Source organism: Psychroflexus tropicus DSM 15496 (assembly GCF_000378765.1).
Lineage (GTDB): Bacteria > Bacteroidota > Bacteroidia > Flavobacteriales > Flavobacteriaceae > Psychroflexus > Psychroflexus tropicus.
The window spans coordinates 988,497-1,008,924 of sequence record NZ_KB905342.1 but is presented as its reverse complement, the minus strand read 5'-3'; the positions used below and the strand labels follow the sequence as shown (position 1 = coordinate 1,008,924).

The following is a 20,428-nucleotide window of genomic DNA, read 5'->3' as shown; positions in this document are numbered from 1 at the left end:
AGCACTCTCGTTACCCCTCGACTTGCATGTGTTAGGCCTGCCGCTAGCGTTCATCCTGAGCCAGGATCAAACTCTTCATCGTTAAATCTTATATATCTTAACGTCTAAATGAATTCAATTCTAAAATTGTCTTCTCAGGAATTAACTCTAATCTTCTACAATTAGTCTAATCTTTTTAATGTTTCTAATTCTATAAGTATTCCTACTTATAATTGTCAATTCAATATGTCAATGAACTTTTATTCTTGTCGTTTAACATCTAACCAAAGACCCTTAAACTCGTACCGCTCTCGCTAAGCGGATGCAAAACTAAAACTTATTTTTGATATAACAAGTGGTAATTTTGAGAAAAATTAAAACTTTTTTTTAAGAACGTCTGTCTCTCTAAAACAGGACCGCAAAACTAACACCTTTCTAGGAATCTCACAACCCTTTTTAAGCAAAATAAAATAAAGATTACCCCTATCTTATCTCTTCGTTAACCTTACTTCAATACCTCAATTAGCGGGGTGCAAAACTACAACTAATTCCACTTACCAACCAAAAAAATTGAAGGTTTTTTTAAAAAGAATCACAGATTTATTTTAAGTCTCTGAGACACTTCTCTTTATATGGAAAGATATTTAAGCAACATCCATAAGATAGGAACTGACTCAACCCATAAAGCCGTAAAATAAAAAGCGTTTTGTTTTCTAGAGCCTAAGATGAGATAAACTAATACTATATGTATCCATATATAAGAATAGGAATCGATACTATTATAAAGTAAAAGCGCAGATACTAAAACTAAGCTGCAGCCCATCGCTTTTGTTTTCTTGATTCCTAATATTTGAGGAAAAGTCTTCAAGTATATGCTGTCTAGCTTTAGATCCCTTATTTCAAATGGAATAATTAGCGCGATAACAAAACAAAAACGACTTGAAATATAATATAAGGTGTCAGCTTCAAACCAGCTTGGGGCAATTTCAGAAGAAAAAAGAGGCAGTACGACAGTGGCTCCAGACCAGACCAAAGCGATGATGAAAATTTTGAGACCACTCACATCCCGCAGATTTTTGGCTTTTGGCAAAAAAGGAAGTACGTATAATAAGGTAAATATTCCAAGTACACCAACAAGCATCATACTTGCAATGTCAAGCTGAGAAAAAGAAATTATTAAAGGTACAATCGAGATCAGGGCCAAAATAAAAATGGATTTTAGGCTGGTTGCCAGTGTTGATATATTTGTCACAATCCAAGGAATGTACTTCACGAAGGTGTAGGCAACTATGGTTGAGAAAAAAACGAAAATTAAAATGTTAGATTCTATGTAAATATCAAAATCCATGTAAGTAATGCACGCGAAGGAGACTACAGCTAAAGCCACGTGAATACTTGAGTTGATGTAAAATCTTAAAATTTTCGATAGTAATTTCACATCGACAAAAATAGAGTTTTATTCTACATACTCTTTTTCTCAGAAAGTTAACGATAGTCCATACATCTTTAACTATTGTTTCATTATAAATAATGTATTTTTGTAAGCAAATTTTTAAAAAATCTTCAATGGATACACAATCATTTGCATCTAGACATATTGGTCCTCGTGGGGAGAGCGTTACAGAAATGCTTGAAAACGTTGGCGTAGAGTCTTTAGGACAGTTGATTTATGAGACTATACCAGATGATATCAAGTTAGAGAACAAATTAAATTTACCAGAGCCTCTAACTGAGTTTGAATTTTCAAATCACATACAGGCTTTATCTATGAAAAATAAGGTTTTCAAATCTTACATAGGCTTAGGGTATCATGAAGCCATTCTTCCTGCGGTGATCCAAAGAAATATTTTAGAAAATCCAGGATGGTATACCGCATACACTCCTTACCAGGCAGAAATAGCTCAGGGCAGACTTGAAGCTTTGCTCAATTTCCAGACTATGGTGTCTGACTTGACGGGTATGGAACTTGCCAACGCTTCTTTACTAGACGAATCGACCTCAGCAGCAGAAGCGATGAACTTATTATTTGCTGTCCGATCCAGAGACCAAAAAAAGAATAATGCAGTGAAGTTTTTTGTAGGAGAAAGTGTATTCCCTCAAACCCTGGCTTTACTTGAAACTAGAGCCGAACCTTTAGGTATTGAGCTCATAGTCGGAAAGTATGAAGAAATTGATTTCAATGATGATTTTTTCGGCGCACTGGTACAGTATACTGGAAAACACGGAGAGATACAGGACCTTGAAGACTTTTCGAAAAAAGCAAAATCTAATGATATTAAAGTAGCAGTAGCAGCTGATTTAATGAGTCTGGTCTTATTGGAGGCTCCAGGCAACTGGGATGTTGATGTTGTCGTAGGTACGACTCAACGTTTTGGAATACCTTTAGGCTACGGTGGTCCTCATGCAGCCTATTTTGCTACTAAAGAAGCTTATAAAAGAAATATTCCAGGGCGTATCATAGGTGTAACAAAAGATATGGATGGCAATCCTTCTTTAAGAATGGCACTTCAAACTCGTGAGCAGCATATTAAAAGGGATAAAGCTACTTCCAACATCTGTACGGCACAAGTTCTTCTTGCTGTAATGGCAGGAATGTATGCAGTGTACCATGGTCCTAAAGGACTAAAATTTATAGCAAATAAAATTCATACTGGAGCTGTAAGCTTAGCCGATAAACTTGAGCAATTAGGTATATACCAAGTGAACGAATTATACTTCGACACACTTCACATAAAAGCTGACGCCAAAAAAGTAAAAACGCTTTCTGAAGAAAAAGGCATCAATTTCTTTTATCCAGATTCGGAAAGTGTATGCATCTCTATCAATGAAACCACTTCCAATGAAGATTTGAACACTATTTTAGAAATCTTTCAGTCTCTTACCGGAAATAAAGTTGATGCTATAGAAGAAAGAGACCAGGGAATTATTGAACAATCTGAGCTGAATAGAAAGAAAGACTACATGACTCATGATGTGTTCAATAGTTACCATTCTGAAACTGAATTGATGCGTTACATCAAAAGGCTGGAACGAAAAGATTTGGCACTAAATCATTCTATGATTTCTTTGGGGTCCTGCACCATGAAATTGAACGCAGCTTCAGAGATGTTACCATTATCCAATCCACAATGGGGTAATATTCATCCCTTTGTTCCTAAAGAACAGGCCAACGGGTATCAGGAAATGCTTAAACAGCTGGAAGATTATTTAACTGAAATTACAGGCTTTTCTGCTACCTCTTTACAACCAAACTCTGGTGCTCAAGGAGAATATGCAGGTCTTATGGTGATAAGAGCATATCACAATTCCAGAAATGAATCTCACAGAAATATTTGCTTAGTGCCTTCTTCTGCCCATGGGACTAATCCTGCAAGTGCAGTGATGGCGGGAATGAAAGTGGTGGTTGTAAAAGCCACGGATAAAGGAAATATAGATATTGAAGATTTACAAGAAAAAGCAGAAAAACACAGTGAGAATTTAGCTGCACTGATGGTGACCTATCCTTCTACTCATGGTGTTTTTGAATCTGATATTAGAAAAATTACAGCCCTTATTCATGAACATGGTGGGCAGGTTTACATGGATGGAGCCAATATGAATGCTCAGGTTGGACTAACCAGTCCAGGAAGAATTGGGGCGGATGTATGCCACCTCAATTTACACAAAACATTCGCTATTCCTCATGGGGGCGGCGGACCTGGAGTTGGACCAATATGTGTTGCTAAACAGCTAGCGCCATTCTTACCCAACAACCCATTAATTGAAACTGGAGGATCTCATGCCATATCATCCATCTCTGCAGCGCCTTTTGGATCTGCATTTGTATGTTTGATTTCTTATGCCTACATCAGAATGCTTGGTGAAGAAGGCTTGAGAAAATCTACGGAATATGCAATTTTGAATGCTAATTATATTCAGGCCAGGTTGAAAGATCACTACAAAACCTTATATTCTGGAGAAAAAGGAAGAGCAGCTCACGAAATGATTATTGACTGTAGAGACTTCAAGGAGTTCGGTATCGAAGTGAAAGACATTGCTAAGAGACTTATCGATTATGGCTTCCACTCGCCTACTGTATCATTCCCAGTAGCTGGTACGATGATGATTGAACCAACTGAAAGTGAGAGTAAGGCAGAATTGGACAGGTTTTGTGATGCGATGATTTCTATCAAGAAAGAGATAGAAACCTGCGATAAGAATAATCCAGACAATGTGCTTAAAAATGCACCTCATACCATTTCTATGCTCACCGCAGAAGATTGGGAGTTTGATTATAGCAGACAAGTAGCTGCTTTCCCACTGCCATTTGTAGCCGAAAATAAGTTCTGGCCTACCACACGTAGAGTGGATGAAGCTTTTGGCGACCGGAATCTAACCTGTACCTGCGCGCCAATAGAAGCCTACATCTAAATAGATTTAGAATTTAATACCTAAAATAGCCTCAAGTTTAAAATTTGAGGCTATTTTTATGAGGAAAACATAAACCTGGTTTATAATGACTTTATCTCAAGAGGAAAGGGAGCAACTTTTTGAATTTATTAAATCGAAATATGTAGATTATCACGACATTAGACTTCTCATAGCTAAAGACCTTGAAGATAATATTGTAAAACAGATGGAAATGGATGATAGCATTTCATTTGATGATGCTTTAAATAAAACTTATGGCACATATGGCGTTATGGGATTCTCAAATGTTTCTGAAAAATATATGAAAGAGATGAGGAAACACTTTTACAAAATAGTGTTGAGAAGGGTCAAATCACAAATATCAAGATTGACATTCTGGATCTTCTTTAGCTTAATTTTTACTGCGAATTACCTCTTACTTAAGTTTTTTGAAGTAAATCCATTTATTTTCGCTGGAGTACTTTTAATCATATTGCTCTCTGGATTCATATATCTGATACCTTTACATAAACGTATCAAGGAATTGAAAGAAAAAAATAAGCACTATTATCTTGATGAGATGTTATTGTCAAATAATTCTATACTATTCCCAGCGATTTATGCACCATTAGCATTAGCTGTTAATCTTCAATTTATAACCTCTTCTTTAGCTTTTTCAAATATTCTTTTAGCTTTTGCAACGACTATTTCTATAGCTTCCATCTATTTAATTATAATCAATATTTACCAAAAAAGACTATCTATTATAAACACCTACAGAATGGAGTATTTGTATGAAAAAACCAACTATAATTTGAATCTTATCTAATTCAATTTCAGAATCTCTTTACCAATGCTTTAAAATCTATTAATTTTGACGTTCGGTTTAAGATTTAATCACATTAACTGTACCTTGCATTAAATTAATAAAGTTCATGGATGCTATAAAAATCGTTGGAGTGGGAAGCTATATCCCAGAGATGATTAAGAAAAATGAAGATTTTTTAAAAAATAAATTCTTCAATCAAGATGAAACTGCTTTTGATGCAGAACCAGAAGTCATAATCAAAAAGTTTAAGGCTATTACCGGTATTGAAGAAAGAAGATATGTTGAAAGTAACCTCAACACTTCAGATATTGCTAGCTTTGCTGCAGAAAAAGCGATTGAAGATGCGAGTCTTGACCCTGAAACTCTAGATTATATCATTGTTGCTCATAACTTTGGTGATGTTGGACACGATAAACAGCAAGCAGACACGGTACCAAGTCTTGCCTCTAGGGTAAAAGAAAAGCTTCAGATTGATAATCCAGGATGTGTAGCCTATGATTTACTTTTTGGATGCCCGGGCTGGATTGAAGGCTGTATCCACTCCTTAGCTTTTATGAAAGCAGGAATGGCCAAACGTTGCCTTATCATTGGAGCAGAAACCTTATCTCGAGTTGTAGATCCTAATGACAGGGATAGCATGATTTATGCCGATGGAGCTGGTGCTACGATTTTTGAACTGAGCGAAGGAAAAGGCGGTATTCTTTCCCATAAAACTGCAACTTACACCAAATCGGAAGCGAATTATATTTATTTTGATAAATCTTTTTCCCAAAAACGTCCAGATGACAGAGCTTACATTAAAATGTACGGAAGGAAAATTTACAACTTCGCACTATCGAAAGTTCCTGAAGCAATGAAAGCCTGCCTGGAAGAAAGTGGAAAATCTATCAAAGACCTTAAGAAAATCTTTATTCATCAGGCCAATGAAAAAATGGACGAAGCCATAGTGCAGCGCTTCTATAAACTTCATGATTTGGCTATGCCAAAGGACATTATGCCAATGAATATCAATAAACTTGGAAATAGTAGTGTGGCTACAATTCCAACCTTATATGATATGTTTCTTAAAGGAGATTTTAAGCACGATGAATTAAAGACAGGAGATACTATTATGTTTGCCAGTGTAGGCGCAGGCATGAACATCAATGCGATTGTCTACGAAATATAGACAAGCATGTACGAAAACACATATCCAGAGAAACGATTTAAAATCACTCTTGAATTTTTAAAAACACATATCCCACCTCCTCAAGAGATTTTGGATCTGGGAGTAAAAAATCCATTCTCAGAACTTTTAGTTTCTGAAGGATACTCAGTAGAAAATACCTTTGGGCAAGACTTAGATGAAGACAGGAAACAGCTAGAAAAATCAACTGCAAATATTTCCACGGCTTTTGAAATTTTTGAGCACCTTCTTTCTCCTTTGGAGGTAATGAAAAGCTTACCAGGAAATTATCTTTTTGCCAGTGTTCCGCTTAAGCTTTGGTTTGCCAGAGCTTATAAAAGTAAGACAGACCCCTGGGACAGACACTATCATGAATTTGAACAATGGCAGTTTGACTGGCTATTGGATAAAGCAGGCTGGGAAATTATCGACTCCAAAAGCTTTACACATCCAGTGAAGAAGATAGGTATAAGACCTATCCTAAGACTATTTACACCAAGGTATTATCTTGTCTTCTGTAAAAGAAAATCATAATCTTGAAAATAGCCATCATCATACCTGCGTATAACGAGGATGAGCATATAAAAAGCTGCTTAACATCGTTATTTAATCAGTCTTATCAGGCCTCAGAAATTTTGGTGGTAGATGACGGCTCTACCGATAACACGAAATCTATTGTTGAATTCCTTTGTCAAACGAATAATCATTTAAATTTAGTCTCTAAAGATGAAAGTCATAGCCATCAACCAGGGAGTAAAATTGTGGATGCTTTTAACTACGGTTTAAAACACCTCAACTCTGAATTTGATATCCTTTGTAAGTTTGATGCGGATTTGATCTTCCCAGATGATTACCTAGAAAGCCTGGTCCAGGCTTTTAGTGAAAATTCTAATCTAGGCTTATACGGAGGGTTTTGTACCATACTTAAAGAAGATGCCTGGATCATTGAACAATTAACTAATGCTGATCATCTCAGAGGCGCATTAAAAGCTTATCGAAAACAGTGTTTTACTGATATTGGTGGATTAATTCCTGCAATGGGCTGGGATACTATCGATGAGATGAAGGCCAGGTTTCGGGGTTGGGAGGTTCAAACAGATTCTTCTTTGCTGGTAAAACATCTTAAACCCACTGGGCAGAATTATAAGAAAGATCTACCTGCTTTATTTGGAATTTCTTTGTTTAGGATGCGATATTCTTATGCTTTGGCCTTATTAACCTGCATTAAAATGGCAAAAAATAAAGCTGATTTTGGATTTTTTATGAAAGCTATGAGAGCTTTTGTAAATGCACCAAAAGATCTAAAACAAAACACCTTCCTCGTTACTAAAGAGGAAGGTGCTTTTATAAGATCTTATCGGTGGAGTAAGATTAAGAAACGCTTACTTTAAGACTTCAGAAATAACAGTACCCGATGCTCCGTTAGGTTTTTCGATTCCTAAAAGTGCAGAAATAGTAGTCGCAATATCTGGTATATGATACCTAGAATAAGTTACCCCTGGAGTTATTCCATTTCCAAACATTAGCAAGGGAGCTTGAGTATCATAATTATTACCACTACCATGAGTAGAACCTTTCTTAGAATAAGATATAAAAGAATTATCTGGAATATAAACGACATCACCACTTCGCTTCAAATGAAAACCTCTCATGACTAACTCTCCTGAAGTTCCAGAAAATGCTGTATTCTCCAAAGTTTCTCTGGTGTATGCCTTATCGATATGCTTGTATTGAAGTAAAAAGTGTTTAATTTCATTTTGAGCTGAAACAAATTCAGCGTAAGAAGCAAATTTGGAGTAATCTAAAAAAATCTGTTGATTGTAAATCTTTTCAATGCAATTTTCAAGACCGAGTTTTGAAGATAAGTGCTCTTCCAATGCAGACCTCATTTTATCGATTTCAAAATAACCCGCAGGAATTTTAATATCCTTCAAGAACTGTGGCACGTGAACCGCTCCATGATCTGCAGTTAAGAAAAGTGTGTAATTCCCTTTGCCAACTTCCTTATCTAGAAATTGCAAGAGGTCTGCAATATTTTGGTCCAGACGCACGTACGTATCTTGTATTTCTTTCGAATTGACCCCAAAATTATGTCCCACATAGTCTGTACTGGAAAAGCTTAGCGTCAAGACGTCTGTGTACTCATCCTGACCTAATTCTTCATTGAGAATAGCTTCTTTCGCAAAATCTAAGAGTAAATCGTTACCATAAGGAGTTGCTCTCAAAATGCTGTAATTTCTATTCTCATTGGCTAATTTCTTTAAATTGTAAGGAAAAGATGCTTCATCTTTACCCTTAAATCCATTCTCATAATTATTCAAGTCTGAGCCACTTTCAATGTAAGTATCTATAGGCTTATAAGTATCCCATTCTTTCAAATAGCGCTTAACCGTTTTGGAAGAATTAAATTTTTTAACCCATTTTGGAAGGTCTTCCATATAATAATCTGAGCTTATGAAATGCCCAAGGTCTCCTCCGGCAAACCAGTAAGCAGCATTGGCGGTGTGACCGGCAGGGAGAATCGATCCTCTGTCTTTTATGGAAACGCCAATGGTTTTGCCTTTGAACTGGGTATGAAGTCTGTTTTGATCTGCAAAACTAGTCGTTAACATGCGGTGTGGAGACATTTTACCATCACGATTATCTGCCTTAACTCCCAAACCGGTAACCGATGAGTCTGAGGCACAATACACGCTGCTTTTTGAAAATTTATCGTACCAATTATTAGCAATAATCCCATGATTCATTGGGCTGGTTCCTGTAAAAATAGAAGCGTGACCAGGACCTGTGTAGGTAGGCACATAATCGAAATGGAAGTTTTTTGCTTCGAAACCTTCTCTTTTGAGTCGTTTAAATCCATCTTGGGAATAATGCTTTTCGAATTTGGTGAGGTAGTCAAATCGCATTTGATCTACCACAACGCCAACCACCAACTTTGTAGAACTCGAATTATTTTGAGCAACAAGTTGAATTTGGAAAGCTAGAACAAATAAAATCAGTAATCTGAATTGAGTCATTTTCTATATTTTTTTTCAAAGATAAGACGTCAGGATTGTTTTAAGTTTATGCTTCAGTTAAATCATATCCTCGAGTTTTTATTCTATTTTTATCCAGAATCTAAAATGATTGATTTCAGATGATATCGAATTACATAAAGAGTATTGGTCAATACTTTATAATGATCTATGAGACATTCAAAAGAATGACCAAATCTTCTGAATTGAGAAGGCTCATCTTACAGGAAATTGATGATCTTATCATAAGTTCATTGGGAATTGTGGTTTTCATTTCTTTTTTCATCGGTGCTGTTATTGCTATTCAGACTGCTCTAAATTTTTCTAATCCCTTCGTTCCAAAATCATTAATAGGATTTGCTGCCAGACAATCTATCATCCTGGAGTTTGCGCCAACTTTTGTTTCTATTATCATGGCTGGTAAAGTAGGATCTTATATCACTTCCAGTATTGGTACCATGCGAGTTTCAGAACAAATCGACGCCCTGGAAGTTATGGGGATCAATTCGCTCAATTACCTGGTATTCCCAAAAATCATTGCCATGTGCATGTTTCCATTTGTCATCGCCATTTCGATGTTTGTTGGTATCATTGGCGCTTATTTTGCAGGAGTATATGGAGGATTCTTAAATGCAGATCAGTTTTTGGCCGGCTTGCAGGAAGATTTTATTCCTTTTCAAGTGTTTTACGCCTTTTTGAAAAGTTTCATATTTGCTTTTATTCTCGCCACGGTGCCTTCTTTTCATGGTTACTATATGAGAGGTGGATCTCTAGAGGTCGGTCATGCGGCGACTACTTCCTTTGTGTGGACTAGTGTTATCATTATATTCATGAATTATTTCATTACCCAATTATTACTAAGCTAGTATGATAAAAGTAAGAGATTTAAGGAAATCATTTGATGACTTAGAAGTGTTAAAAGGAGTCAACACCGAGTTTGAAAAAGGAAAGACCAACTTAATTATAGGACAGTCTGGTTCTGGAAAAACCGTGTTTTTAAAATGCCTTCTTGGACTTTTCATTCCAGACTCTGGAACTATAGAGTATAATGAAAAGGTCTACCAGAATTTTTCTAAAGACGAGAAACGAGAATTGAGCACCCAAATGGGGATGGTTTTTCAGGGAGGAGCTCTCTTTGATTCAATGACTGTTGAAGAAAATGTCATGTTTCCTCTCAAAATGCTGACCAAAATGGGCAGGGCAGAAATGAAAAATCGAGTGGAGGAAGTACTGGATCGAGTAAATCTAGTGAACACTAATACTAAGTTTCCTTCAGAAATCAGTGGTGGGATGCAAAAAAGAGTTTCAATTGCTCGAGCTATCGTTAATAAACCCAGGTATCTCTTTTGTGATGAGCCAAATTCAGGATTAGACCCCAGAACAGCGGCAGTCATCGATAATCTGATTCAAGAAATAACAAGAGAGAATGACATTACAACGGTGATTAATACTCACGATATGAATTCAGTTTTCGAGATTGGTGAAAATATAGTTTATCTGGAGAATGGAGTGAAAGCCTGGCAGGGTAGTAAAGACAATATTTACAAAACCGACAATAAACAGGTCACTGATTTTGTTTATGCGTCTAATCTATTCCAAAAGGTAAGAATAGCCCAAAAAGAAGGACTTTAATTGATGGACTGAACCTCTATATTGTCGAGATTTAACTTATAACTAAGCCAAGCTTTAAGTTTATTTAGTTTTTCTCCCTTTTTTTCAGCATCAATTTCAGACTCCCATTTGATACTAAAAGTAGGTATGGTGTCCAAATTTTCAAAATTTGACTTGATCACATCAGCAAAACTCACTTCTGAAATATTTTCGTAATTCAGTTGTATTTCCTGTGCCAACTGGTCAAATTTTACAATTCGGTTACTTTTTTGCATGTTTCTCAATTCGTAGCGCAACTCTTCAATTTCAGATTTAGAAGCAACGAGTTCCAGGGAATCCCTTTTCTTTAATTCTACCATGTACTTAAGCTGATCAAAGTTTTCAGAGTTTTCATTTTGAAGGACTTTCAATTCAGTATCTTCCAAATAGGGATAGTTTTTCATTTTATCCTTCCATAAGGTAATCACTTCCTTGGGGATCTCCTTACCTAGAAAGGAGGCCTCAATCGTTGGCTCCAATCCTGAGTTATAAGAAATGACGGTTGAATTTTTTTGCAAAAATGACTGTTTGTAGTTCATCAGTTCTTCCTGTACAAATTTATTGGCATCATTTGTAAAATAAGATTCTTTTAAAAGATTATAAAACAAGTAAACACTGGGAATCATTACGATAATTGCAATAGAAGAAGCGATTTGAGCTATTCGTTTTCTTCTTAAAGAATTGGCATATTTGACTAATGGGAACCTAAGCAGTTTAGAGACCACAAAAGTGGAAAGTGCTATAAATATAGTGTTGATCGTAAATAAATACATAGCTCCACCAAAAATACTCATTTCCCAGACGGCTAAGCCATAACCTGCTGTACAAAGTGGAGGCATTAAGGCTGTTGCAATTGCTACTCCAGAGATTACAGTAATAATTGTTCCCTTTTTGGCTTTAGCAATAATGAGGGCCAATCCTCCAAAAATAGCAACCAGCACATCGAGAATAGTTGGATAAGTCCTGGCTTCTAACTCTGGTGTTAATTGAGTCAAAGGTGACAATTGAAAATATAAAAATGCAGTTACCAAACTAAGCCCTACCATCACTCCAAGATTGATAAGTGATCGTCTAAGCGTATCCACATCATTAATAGCGACCGAAAACCCAAGACCCACAATTGGCCCCATAAGTGGCGAAATAAGCATAGCTCCAATGACCACCGCTGTACTACTCACATTTAATCCAACAGAAGCTACAATAATAGAGAATATCAAAATCCAGGCATTATGCCCCTTGAAGGGAATATCTTTTAGGATAGCTTCCATGGTAGCCTCTCTATCGGTATCGTGGGTGATATCGAGTAATTCGTACAAGAAGGTTTTAATACTACTAAACGATTCTTTAAGACTGCTTTTTACGTGTTCTGAGGACTCCGAATTGGTCTCTCCATTATTCTGATTCTGAGGAATATCAGCCATATTAACCGTTTGTTTTACCAAATTTATCCATGACTAAGTTACGGATAGATTTGATTTCTTGTTCATCTTTTTTTGGTAAAATCACAATGCTATTTTTATCTTCAACTACTATAAAATCTTCGAGTCCTTTTATGACGGCTATTTTATCTTTTGAAGTTCTAAGAATCGTATTAGATGTATCTATAAATATAGAACGAGCGTTCACACTCACATTATTGTCTTCATCCTTAGGTAACTGAGAATGCAAAGCTCCCCAGGTCCCAAGATCACTCCAATCAAAATTTGCTTCAATAACTCCTACATCTTTTGCTTTCTCTAATATGCCATAATCGATTGAAATGTTCTCAAACTTTGGATAGTAGTTTTCAAGAAATAACTTTTCCTGTGGAGTATTCAATTCGTCTAGATGGGATTCAAAGACAGAGAACATATCCGGAAGATAGATTTTAAATTGATCAATAATAAAAGAAGTTTTCCAAACAAATATTCCAGCATTCCAAAGGTAATTTCCAGATTTCAAAAAAGATTGAGCCGTTGGATAGTCTGGTTTTTCTGTAAAAGTCTGTACGGTTTTGGATTTGGATTGATCTTTATTATCAAACTTAATATAGCCATAACCTGTGTTTGGAAACGTAGGCTTAATGCCTAAAGTCATCAACACATTTTGAGAATCACAGGCCTCGAATGCGTTAAGTACATCTTTCTCGAAAGCAGCTTCATCTTCTATCCAATGATCGCTTGGTGCCACAATCATTTTAGCATTTGGATTTTCCTTGTTGATCTTAAAAGCAGATAGCAAAATACAAGGTGCTGTATTTCTCATAGCTGGTTCTGCAATTACTCTATTTTCAGCTAGAGTTGGAAGTTGCTGATTAACTAGATCTACATACTCTGCATTGGTCAAAATCAAAATTTGATCTTGGGGAACAAACTTAGCTAATCGTGAGAAGGTTTGCTGTAACAAAGATTTTCCTGTCCCCAACATATCGTGAAACTGCTTGGGGAAAGCAGTTTTGCTCACAGGCCAAAACCTTGACCCTACTCCTCCAGCCATTATTACAGCGTAATTATCTTTCATACATTCTTTATTTTAAAAGGTCAACTTCAGCATTGGGTTGAAATACATAAATTTTTCCGGTTGATAGTTCCTGGCATTCATAGCGTTTTCGAATTCTTTTTCCCTTCTTAAATTTTCTACCGTTTTGAATTTGAAAAATACTACCATGAGGAATTTCAAAGATAAAATTTTTCTCGTTGGGGAGATCGTATTGCTTTAGTGCCACAGAAAGACGCGCATCTGTATCACTACTTGCAGTAGGATTTTTGAAATGTCTCGCTAGCTCTGGCAATAAATCTGAAGGAAAAATCTCAGGGTTTAAAAATGGTAACATCAATTTTTGAAAGGTATGCTTCCATTCTTTGCCATGTGGCAAAATTGAAAATCCAAAGGTTTTGAAAGCTACCAGATGTGCAACTTCGTGAACTGTTGTGATTAAAAATCTATATTTATTAAGGTTAGAGTTGATAGAAATCTGATGGTGTCCTTCAGCCTTCATTCTATAATCTCCATGTTTGGTTTGCCTTTGACTCACAATCTTCAATTGGATCTGATAGGCTTTTATCATCCCCATCACTGGGACAACAGCTCGCACTGGCAGATATCGTTGAAGGGTTTGTTTCATCAAAAATCAGGGCGTAGAATTCGATACCTGAAGTAGTTTTCCATTATAAAATCGGTGTCCCGTCAGTGAAAAGTTTTTGATATAAGATGCCATTTCAAAAGCAGAGATTGGCGCCTCCAGGCCTGGAAAAGCTTCTTCGAGCATTTCAGTTTGTACTGCTCCAAGAGCCAGAACATTAAAGGATGGACCTGCATCTTTAAACTCTTCTGCAAGGAGTTCTGTAAGTGTTATGACAGCAGCTTTGCTTGAGCTATAAGCGGCAAGTCCTGGAAATTTCATACTGCCTTGCACACCACCCATACTGCTTACAGTCACAACATGTGAAGTGTCTTTTAAAAGAGGTAATAGCTGATGAGTAAGGTCAAAAACCGAAAACACATTAGTATCATAAACCTTCTTTACGTCTTCAAGATGAGTGTTTTTAAAATCTTGCTTCAAAAACTGACCTGCATTATTGATTAAAACATCAATTTTTTTAGCTTTAGATTTAATAAGCTCAACCGTAGTAGATACTTCTTTTGAATTCCCTAGATCACAGGAATATGCAAAGACATTTTTTAGATTGAGTTCTTTGACTGGCTTTTCGTTTCTGGACAGGGCAAATATAATATGTCCTTCGTCAGCAAATAATTTGACTAGCTCAAAACCAATTCCTCGGCTTGTTCCAGTGATGACAATAGTTTGTGGCATTAATTTAAGATTATTTTGTTTTCATCTGAATTGGCCAGGTCCAGTACTCCGGGTTTTAAATCATCGACCAGTTTTACAAAAGCTTCGACCTCAAGTTCTTCAAACTCATCATTGACGTGGTGATAATACTCATAATTGGTAAAATCGAAGGTACAAATCGTGTGAGAAGGGATTTCAAAGACCTCGTAAAATGGATAATTATCACTTCGTTTGAACAAACCATATTCTTTGGCTTGTGGTAAAAAGCCTAAGAATTGATTATCGTATGATTTGTTGAATTCTTCGGTGAAATTAGACATTTCATAACCTGTGACATAAGCTCTATAGTCTTTATCGACCATCTGAACGCCAAGCATTTCGATATTAAAAACCATATAAGGTTCTACCTGCATACTTTTCATTTTATTAGCCAAATGTCTAGAACCAACCAAACCCTTTTCTTCTGCGGAAAACAGAGCGAATATCACATCCCTTTTTAAATCCTTATCTGATAGAAATTTAGCCAACTCCAACACAGCTACTGTTCCAGAAGCATTATCATTTGCACCATTAGCAATACTATCCCCCTCTACCGCTTTGATGTGACCTATGTGGTCAAAGTGAGCTCCAATAAGCAACGGCTTTAAATTTGACTCTTGTTTAGATTTCAAAACTCCAACAACATTGTATCCATCAACTTCTTTCAATTTAAATGAATCTCTATAACTCTCAAAATAAGGCTTGACCTCAAATTTTCTAAAAACTTTTTCTATAAAAATAGCAGCCTTTTCGATGCCTTCACTACCAGTGTCTCTCCCGCTTAGTTCATCTGAAGAAAGATATTTCAAAGCAGAGGTGGCTGAGTAATCCAATTTAACTTCGACAGATTGTTCTACTGTTTCTTTTTTTTCTTCCTGCACTGAGTTTTTGCAAGAGAAGGATAAAAGTGAAACCAGGCTTAATAAGAATAGTATTTTTTTCATAAAGTGAATATATAAAAAACTGCCTTTAAAGAAACCATAATTGGTCTAAAAAGGCAGTTGAATTCTAATATTGAAAGTGACTATGCAAGCATAGTTACAGGATTCTCTAAATATGTTTTTAATGTTTGTAAAAACTTAGCACCCGTAGCTCCATCAACCGTTCTATGGTCGCAGGCTAACGTTAATGTCATGGTGTGCCCTACCACAATTTCACCATTTTTAACCACTGGTTTTTCTACTATTGTACCTACGGATAATATTGCAGAGTTTGGTTGATTAATGATACTGGTAAACTCTGTGATTCCAAACATACCTAAGTTAGAAACGGTAAAAGTGCTACCTTCCATCTCGTTAGGCTGCAATTTTTTATTTTTAGCTTTTCCTGCTAAGCTCTTAACATTGCCTCCAATTTGAGTTAAACTCTGTTGATCTGCAAATTCTAAAACAGGAACTAGCAGGCCTTCTTCTACAGCAACTGCTACACCAACATGGATATGCTTAGCTATCTTCGTAGACTCACCATCCCAAGACGAATTAACCTGTGGATGTTTTCTTAGAGCCATTGCAGATGCTTTAATAACAAGATCGTTAAACGACACCTTCACATCCGGCATCTCATTGATATGAGCTCTTGAAGCCATAGCATTTTCCATATCAACCTCTATATTGAGGTAGTAATGAGGAGCAGAATTTTTAGATTCCAGTAATCGCTTGGCTATTGTTTTTCTCATTTGAGAATTTTTCACATCCTCAAAGGCTTCTTCTCCTGCAGGAGTATACACTTGTTCTACTGGGGCTTTCTCTACCTTTTCATCTTTGGCTTCAGGCTGAGGAGTTGTAGTTTCTTGTTTAGTAGGCTGTTCTGAAGGCTTAAAGTTCTCAACATCCTTCTTCACAATCCTACCATTGTCGCCAGAACCACTAACTTTCTTAAGATCAATGCCTTTATCTTCAGCAATTTTCTTTGCCAATGGAGAGGCTAAAATACGACCTTCACTATCGGTATTATCTGCGTCCTCGTCACCAGAAGGTCCTTCTGAAGTTGAACCAGCAGAACTTGATTGCTCAGATTTGGATTTATCATCTGAAGAGTTTTGATCTTCAGTCGTTTCTTTATCGCTTGAAGAAGATTTACCTCCTCCAGACTTCATCGATTGAAGAACCTTATCTACATCGGTACCGTCTGGACCAATGATGGCCAAAACGTCATCTACAGGAGCAGATTCCCCTTCGCCAATACCAATATGTAATAATTTACCCGAATAGAAAGATTCAAATTCCATCGTTGCTTTATCGGTTTCGATTTCTGCCAGAATTTCTCCTTCTTCAACCTCATCACCAACGGACTTTAGCCAGGTAGCAACTGTTCCTTCTTCCATGGTATCACTTAACCTTGGCATGGTAACTACTTCCACACCTTCAGGTATACCATCTCCGTCTGTGTTTTCTTCATGATCATCAGAGCCCTCATCGGATGGTTCTTCTTGAGTTGAATCTTCTGAATCCTCATCACTTTGGTCTGAAGAATTTCCGCTATCTGCATTTTTTATGAGCTCATCTATGTCTTCACCTTCTTCACCAATAATAGCCAAAAGAGTATCCACTGGAGCACCTTCACCTTCTTCAACACCAATATGAAGCAGTACGCCATCGTGGAAAGATTCAAACTCCATAGTCGCTTTATCGGTTTCGATCTCCGCTAGAATATCTCCTTCTTCTACTTTATCTCCTTTTTGTTTTAGCCATTTGGCGACGACCCCTTCTTCCATGGTATCGCTCAATCTTGGCATATTTACTACTTCAGCCATCTAATTATAATTTGTGAGAAATGAAAGGATAATCTTCTTGTTCGTAAACAACATCATACATGACATTCTTATCTGGAAAGTCAGACTCATCCGCAAATTTTTCGCATTCACTTACTTTTTCTTTTACACGCTTGTCGATTTTTTTGATATCATCTTCAGTCGCATATTTCTTATCGAGAAGCGTTTTCTTAACCTGTGAAATAGGATCTATTTTTTGATACTCCTCAACCTCATCCTTAGTTCTGTACTTTTGAGCATCACTCATGGAGTGTCCTCTGTAACGATAAGTTTTAAGATCTAAGAAAGTAGGGCCTTTACCAGACCTAGCTCTGGAAATCGCTTCATCTAAGGCTTCAGCCACTTTAGTAGGATCCATCGCATCAACTGGACCACAAGGCATTTCATAACCCAAACCAAGTCTCCAGATATCTTCATGGTTGGAAGTCCTTTTTACAGAGGTTCCCATAGCATAACCATTATTTTCTACACAAAAGACAACTGGTAAATTCCAGTTGGTTGCCATATTAAGAGTTTCGTGAAGAGAACCTTGTCTTGCTGCCCCATCTCCAAGGAAACAAAGAGTCACTGCATTATTATTGAAGTACTTATCAGCAAAAGCTAAACCTGCACCTAAAGGAATTTGACCACCTACGATACCATGACCTCCAAAAAATCTATGTTCTTTGGAAAAAATATGCATTGAACCACCTAGGCCCTGTGAAGTTCCTGTGGCTTTTCCATAAAGTTCTGCCATGACTCGCTTAGGATCCACTCCCATACCAATGGGTTGTACATGATTTCTATAAGCGGTTATCATCTTGTCCTTTTTCAAGTCCATAACATGCAAAGCACCGGCTAAGATAGCCTCCTGTCCGTTATAGAGGTGTAAAAACCCTCTAACCTTCTGTTGTATATAGACTTGAGCTAATTTATCTTCAAACTTTCTCCAAAACAGCATATCTTCATACCATTTCAAATAAGTCTTCTTCGTTATTTTTTTCATGTACAGCTAGATTTATCGCTTTTGATTCTAAAATAGATTTACAAAAGTAATACTTTATGAAAGAATTGAAAATACTTTAGGGAGTATTAACTTTAAAGAAACTTATTGTCAAAGGCTAAAGGAAGTATATCCAAAAGAGCCTTGACGTGAATGACTTTGCCCTTGGTTCCGGTGAAATAGATCTCAATAGGCTGATCTTGCTTTTGCTCGTATTCTGCAATGGCTTGCCTGCAGGCACCACATGGGGCTATGGGCTCTAAAACATCATGCTTTTCTGAAGTAGCTGTTATAGCTATTGCTTTGATATTTTGATTCGGATAATTAGCTCCAGCAGCATATATCGCAGTTCGTTCTGCACACAAACCAGAGGGGTAAGAGGCATTCTCCTGATTATTCCCTTTGACAACTGCACCATTTTCTAGAATTAGAGCAGCCCCTACCTTAAATTTAGAATAGGGAGCATAAGCTCCATTTCTAGCCTCAACGGCTTGATGCATTAAGGATTGAATATCTTTCGGCAATTCGTCTACAGATTCGAATATTTGGACCGAACTGTTGATTTGTTTTTCTATCATACTTTGAACTTCATAGAGACAAAAAAAGTATCAATTTCAATTGATACTTTTTAGGTGTTGAATACAAATATAGGGTTAATATTCAATATAGGTGTTATCGCCAATATTAAAGGTGAGCCCAAACCTGAGTGTTCCTTCCAGAGGGTTTTGAACTGTTGTCGTTGAAAATAAGTAAGAAGCATCGATATTTATGGCATTGAACTTAAAGCCTAAGCCCATAGTAACAAATTGTCTAAATCCTTTTTCTTCTGATTCATTAAAATATCCCAGTCTGGCCGCAAAACTATCTTCAAACCAATATTCTGCTCCCAATGCCCACGTAATTTCGCTAAGTTCTTCAGAAAAGCCATCGGGCGCATCTCCCCATGAGGAAAAGATGCCTTCAAATTCGTTTTGACTGGTATAGTCCAAAAATGCTTGTCTTGATTCTGGAGTTAAATTTCCATTATCGTCTGTTTGAAAAGCTGGAGGAGTTGGCACTAACAATTTATTAAATTCGAGATGAACTCCAATGGTATTGGAAGCATCTAAAATAAAATCGAATCCAGCTCCTGCTTTAAAATTGGTGGGTAAAAAATTCTCCTGACCGGCGTCATCGTATTTTATTTTTGGACCTATATTACTTATAGCCAATCCACCTCTCCAGCGGCCATTAAAGTCTTTATAAAATTTCTCTTCACTTCGATAAAACATAGAAATATCCGCCCCAAAACTACTCGCAGCATTAGCTTCTGCGATACCAGTTGGAATTCTCAATTGAGAATTAATAAACCTTCCTGTAACTGCCATCGAAAACTGCTCGCTTAGTCTAAGGGAATAACTCAAATCTATAGCAAATTCATTAGGTGAAGCTATCCTTGGGACTTGATCTGCGGTCTCTCTTAATTCGACCTCACCTAAAGAAAAGTATCTTATACTTCCTGCAAATGCACTTCTTTCATTTAATCTATTGAAGTAAACCAGGTTAGCAAGATTGATATCGTTAACAAGTTCTCGCAAATAAGGAGTATAAGATAATCCGACTCCGGTTTTAGTTTCCGAAAAGGCATACTTAGCGGCATTCCATTGCTGAGAAAAGGCATCAACTCGAGTTGCTACCCCCATATCCCCCATTCCAGAGGCTCTTGCATCTGCGGCAATTAATAAAATCGGAACACCAGTAGTAATTGGTCTCCGATCGTCCTGAGAAAAAACAGACTGACTTAGACAAAAAACAGCGAGTACAAATAAAAATAATTTCTTCATATTAAAATTTAAGTTA

Annotated in this window: 18 protein-coding genes and 1 rRNA gene; 7 read left to right on the top strand and 12 right to left on the bottom strand. The window is 36.8% G+C overall.

Annotated features, from left to right (window positions below; translation table 11 throughout):
* Both F598_RS0104635 and F598_RS0104630 read right to left on the bottom strand, forming a co-directional pair.
* Positions 1–82 (bottom strand): 16S ribosomal RNA (locus F598_RS0104635); the annotation flags it as partial.
* Between the two features lie 525 nt (positions 83–607).
* Entirely contained in the window at positions 608–1,417 is an 810-nt protein-coding gene (locus tag F598_RS0104630; RefSeq protein WP_026302518.1) for a UbiA prenyltransferase family protein, read from the bottom strand.
* Positions 1,418–1,545: 128 nt separating this feature from the next.
* Here F598_RS0104630 and gcvP point away from each other — a divergent pair, with 128 nt between their 5' ends.
* The 5 genes from gcvP (at position 1,546) to F598_RS0104605 (ending at position 7,753) form a co-directional block, all read left to right on the top strand.
* A complete protein-coding gene (gene gcvP / locus F598_RS0104625; protein WP_019037857.1) occupies positions 1,546–4,389 on the top strand; it encodes an aminomethyl-transferring glycine dehydrogenase in 2,844 nt (947 codons plus the stop codon).
* Positions 4,390–4,474: 85 nt separating this feature from the next.
* Complete coding sequence (locus F598_RS0104620; RefSeq protein ID WP_019037856.1) at positions 4,475–5,197, top strand: hypothetical protein; 723 nt, start codon at positions 4,475–4,477, stop codon at positions 5,195–5,197.
* A 106-nt stretch (positions 5,198–5,303) separates the two neighbouring features.
* Positions 5,304–6,365: a 3-oxoacyl-ACP synthase III family protein gene (locus tag F598_RS0104615; protein WP_019037855.1), complete on the top strand. Its 1,062-nt coding sequence runs from the start codon at positions 5,304–5,306 to the stop codon at positions 6,363–6,365.
* A 6-nt stretch (positions 6,366–6,371) separates the two neighbouring features.
* Positions 6,372–6,896, top strand: a complete 525-nt coding sequence (locus F598_RS0104610) for a class I SAM-dependent methyltransferase (protein WP_019037854.1) — start codon at positions 6,372–6,374, stop codon at positions 6,894–6,896.
* Between the two features lie 2 nt (positions 6,897–6,898).
* The gene (locus F598_RS0104605; protein WP_019037853.1) at positions 6,899–7,753 is read left to right on the top strand and encodes a glycosyltransferase family 2 protein; all 855 of its coding nucleotides are present in this window, start codon (positions 6,899–6,901) and stop codon (positions 7,751–7,753) included.
* Here F598_RS0104605 and pafA read toward each other — a convergent pair.
* The gene (gene pafA, locus F598_RS0104600; RefSeq protein ID WP_019037852.1) at positions 7,745–9,379 is read right to left on the bottom strand and encodes an alkaline phosphatase PafA; all 1,635 of its coding nucleotides are present in this window, start codon (positions 9,377–9,379) and stop codon (positions 7,745–7,747) included. The genes F598_RS0104605 and pafA overlap by 9 nt on opposite strands.
* A gap of 119 nt (positions 9,380–9,498) precedes the next feature.
* Here pafA and F598_RS0104595 point away from each other — a divergent pair, with 119 nt between their 5' ends.
* Together F598_RS0104595 and F598_RS0104590 are read left to right on the top strand one after the other, a co-directional pair.
* Entirely contained in the window at positions 9,499–10,242 is a 744-nt protein-coding gene (locus F598_RS0104595) for an MlaE family ABC transporter permease (RefSeq protein ID WP_033408289.1), read from the top strand.
* 1 nt (position 10,243) lies between these two features.
* Positions 10,244–11,008: an ABC transporter ATP-binding protein gene (locus F598_RS0104590; RefSeq protein ID WP_019037850.1), complete on the top strand. Its 765-nt coding sequence runs from the start codon at positions 10,244–10,246 to the stop codon at positions 11,006–11,008.
* Here the strand turns inward: F598_RS0104590 and F598_RS0104585 are convergent.
* From F598_RS0104585 to porV, 9 genes are all read right to left on the bottom strand, one after another.
* Positions 11,005–12,447, bottom strand: coding sequence for a DUF389 domain-containing protein (locus F598_RS0104585; protein WP_019037849.1), 1,443 nt, complete (start codon positions 12,445–12,447; stop codon positions 11,005–11,007). The genes F598_RS0104590 and F598_RS0104585 overlap by 4 nt on opposite strands.
* Position 12,448: 1 nt before the next feature.
* Positions 12,449–13,525 (bottom strand): mannose-1-phosphate guanylyltransferase, encoded by a 1,077-nt coding sequence (locus tag F598_RS0104580; RefSeq protein WP_019037848.1) that lies wholly within the window; start codon positions 13,523–13,525, stop codon positions 12,449–12,451.
* 7 nt (positions 13,526–13,532) lie between these two features.
* Entirely contained in the window at positions 13,533–14,129 is a 597-nt protein-coding gene (locus F598_RS0104575) for a SprT-like domain-containing protein (RefSeq protein WP_019037847.1), read from the bottom strand.
* 6 nt (positions 14,130–14,135) lie between these two features.
* Complete coding sequence (locus F598_RS0104570) at positions 14,136–14,819, bottom strand: SDR family NAD(P)-dependent oxidoreductase (protein ID WP_019037846.1); 684 nt, start codon at positions 14,817–14,819, stop codon at positions 14,136–14,138.
* The gene (locus F598_RS0104565; protein WP_019037845.1) at positions 14,819–15,781 is read right to left on the bottom strand and encodes a M28 family metallopeptidase; all 963 of its coding nucleotides are present in this window, start codon (positions 15,779–15,781) and stop codon (positions 14,819–14,821) included. Before F598_RS0104565 ends, F598_RS0104570 begins: the two co-directional genes overlap by 1 nt.
* Positions 15,782–15,861: 80 nt before the next feature.
* Positions 15,862–17,589, bottom strand: coding sequence for a pyruvate dehydrogenase complex dihydrolipoamide acetyltransferase (locus F598_RS0104560; RefSeq protein ID WP_019037844.1), 1,728 nt, complete (start codon positions 17,587–17,589; stop codon positions 15,862–15,864).
* 4 nt (positions 17,590–17,593) lie between these two features.
* Complete coding sequence (pdhA, locus tag F598_RS0104555) at positions 17,594–18,592, bottom strand: pyruvate dehydrogenase (acetyl-transferring) E1 component subunit alpha (protein WP_019037843.1); 999 nt, start codon at positions 18,590–18,592, stop codon at positions 17,594–17,596.
* Between the two features lie 92 nt (positions 18,593–18,684).
* Complete coding sequence (gene cdd / locus F598_RS0104550) at positions 18,685–19,167, bottom strand: cytidine deaminase (protein ID WP_019037842.1); 483 nt, start codon at positions 19,165–19,167, stop codon at positions 18,685–18,687.
* 75 nt (positions 19,168–19,242) lie between these two features.
* On the bottom strand, positions 19,243–20,412 hold the full coding sequence (gene porV, locus F598_RS0104545) for a type IX secretion system outer membrane channel protein PorV (protein ID WP_019037841.1): 1,170 nt from the start codon (positions 20,410–20,412) through the stop codon (positions 19,243–19,245).
* Positions 20,413–20,428 lie beyond the last annotated feature (16 nt).

Excerpts from the sequence above, each read along its gene's own strand:
- gcvP (WP_019037857.1), top strand. The coding sequence starts at position 1,546 with ATGGATACACAATCATTTGCATCTAGACATATTGGTCCTCGTGGGGAG.
- F598_RS0104620 (WP_019037856.1), top strand. The coding sequence starts at position 4,475 with ATGACTTTATCTCAAGAGGAAAGGGAGCAACTTTTTGAATTTATTAAA.
- F598_RS0104615 (WP_019037855.1), top strand. The coding sequence starts at position 5,304 with ATGGATGCTATAAAAATCGTTGGAGTGGGAAGCTATATCCCAGAGATG.
- F598_RS0104610 (WP_019037854.1), top strand. The coding sequence starts at position 6,372 with ATGTACGAAAACACATATCCAGAGAAACGATTTAAAATCACTCTTGAA.
- pafA (WP_019037852.1), bottom strand. The coding sequence starts at position 9,379 with ATGACTCAATTCAGATTACTGATTTTATTTGTTCTAGCTTTCCAAATT.
- F598_RS0104595 (WP_033408289.1), top strand. The coding sequence starts at position 9,499 with ATGATATCGAATTACATAAAGAGTATTGGTCAATACTTTATAATGATC.
- F598_RS0104590 (WP_019037850.1), top strand. The coding sequence starts at position 10,244 with ATGATAAAAGTAAGAGATTTAAGGAAATCATTTGATGACTTAGAAGTG.
- F598_RS0104585 (WP_019037849.1), bottom strand. The coding sequence starts at position 12,447 with ATGGCTGATATTCCTCAGAATCAGAATAATGGAGAGACCAATTCGGAG.
- F598_RS0104580 (WP_019037848.1), bottom strand. The coding sequence starts at position 13,525 with ATGAAAGATAATTACGCTGTAATAATGGCTGGAGGAGTAGGGTCAAGG.
- F598_RS0104575 (WP_019037847.1), bottom strand. The coding sequence starts at position 14,129 with ATGAAACAAACCCTTCAACGATATCTGCCAGTGCGAGCTGTTGTCCCA.
- F598_RS0104570 (WP_019037846.1), bottom strand. The coding sequence starts at position 14,819 with ATGCCACAAACTATTGTCATCACTGGAACAAGCCGAGGAATTGGTTTT.
- F598_RS0104565 (WP_019037845.1), bottom strand. The coding sequence starts at position 15,781 with ATGAAAAAAATACTATTCTTATTAAGCCTGGTTTCACTTTTATCCTTC.
- F598_RS0104560 (WP_019037844.1), bottom strand. The coding sequence starts at position 17,589 with ATGGCTGAAGTAGTAAATATGCCAAGATTGAGCGATACCATGGAAGAA.
- pdhA (WP_019037843.1), bottom strand. The coding sequence starts at position 18,592 with ATGAAAAAAATAACGAAGAAGACTTATTTGAAATGGTATGAAGATATG.
- cdd (WP_019037842.1), bottom strand. The coding sequence starts at position 19,167 with ATGATAGAAAAACAAATCAACAGTTCGGTCCAAATATTCGAATCTGTA.
- porV (WP_019037841.1), bottom strand. The coding sequence starts at position 20,412 with ATGAAGAAATTATTTTTATTTGTACTCGCTGTTTTTTGTCTAAGTCAG.